The organism is Methylobacter sp. BlB1, assembly GCF_015476545.1.
GTDB lineage: Bacteria > Pseudomonadota > Gammaproteobacteria > Methylococcales > Methylomonadaceae > Methylobacter.
In genome coordinates, this window is record NZ_JADMKV010000168.1 from 1 (window position 1) to 1,281 (window position 1,281).

General features: G+C 48.9%; 1 protein-coding gene. It reads right to left on the bottom strand.

Annotated features, from left to right (window positions below; translation table 11 throughout):
• Positions 1–60: 60 nt before the first annotated feature.
• A protein-coding gene (locus IT781_RS21840) for an IS3 family transposase (RefSeq protein WP_370527076.1) occupies positions 61–1,199 on the bottom strand; the annotation gives its coding sequence in 2 pieces (ribosomal slippage) (positions 61–947 and positions 947–1,199; 1,140 coding nt in all).
• Positions 1,200–1,281: the final 82 nt, after the last annotated feature.

A 1,281-nucleotide genomic window follows, 5' to 3' on the forward strand; every position in this document is an offset into this window, starting at 1 on the left:
AGAAGTGGACCCCACCAATTGGACAGCCATTTATCATTCTTAAGTGATAACCCTGCCAGGTTATGCGGCCTTTTGTTCATCAAAAAGGTCAGCGTCATAGACTTCATCCGGCGTTTTTCCCGCTAAACCCTGATGTCGTCTTTTTTCATTATAGAAGCGAAAATACTTACCAATTTCTGATTCAGCTTGCCGCGGCGTTTCGTATGCCTTCAGGTATATTTCCTCGTATTTGATGCTGCGCCAGAGCCGTTCTACAAAGACATTATCGACCCAGCGGCCCTTGCCGTCCATGCTGATCTTGATGCCATGGGCGTTGAGCATGCCAGTAAATTTGTCACTGGTAAATTGACTGCCCTGGTCGGTATTGAACATTTCCGGTACTCCATAACGCGCAATGGCTTCTTCCAGGGCTTCCAAGCAAAAGCCGGTATCCATCGTATTCGACAGGCGCCAGCTCAGGACCTTACGACTATGCCAGTCCATTACCGCGACCAGATAGAGAAAGCCTTTGGCCATCGGAATATAACAGATGTCGGTTGCCCAAACTTGATTGGGACGGTCAATGCGCAAGCCCTTCAGCAAGTAAGGGTAGATTTTATGGCCCTTGCCTGGCAGGCTGGTTTTCTTTTTCGGATAGAGCGCGATCAGGCCCATCTTCCGCATCAGCCGTTGCACTTTCTTGCGGTTGATATAAGCGACAACCTTTCGATCAAGCAATTCATCTCGAATCCTTCGGCTCCCTCTGAACGGCTGCTCCAGATGAATGGCATCGATGGCTTTCATCAGTCTCAGATCTTCATCGGACGCCTCGACAGGCCGGTAATAGATACTGGATCGGCTCAACGCCAGCAGTTTGCATTGTCGGGTCACAGATAGCTCCGCCTGGGGATCGATGTTTTCTTTGCGCTGGGCCCGATCTAGCGACCGAGCACTTTGGCTAAAAAATCGTTTTCCACCGTCAGCTGACCGATCTTCGCATGCAGATCCTTGATGGCCTCATCGGAAGCGGATGAATTAGGCTTACCCTTGCTGAACAAGTCACTGGCATTGTCCAGCAATTGCTGCTTCCACTGCGTAATCTGGTTCGGGTGGACATCAAACTCAGACGATAATTCGGCTAAGGTTTTATCGCCTTTAATTGCTGCCAAGGCTACCTTGGCTTTGAACTGCGGAGAGTGATTTCTTCTTTTCTTGCTCATGGTTGTTTCCTCATACGTTGAGATTACAATAGAGCAGTTTTATCACTTAAGCCACTGTCCAACTTTCTGGATCCATTTCTGA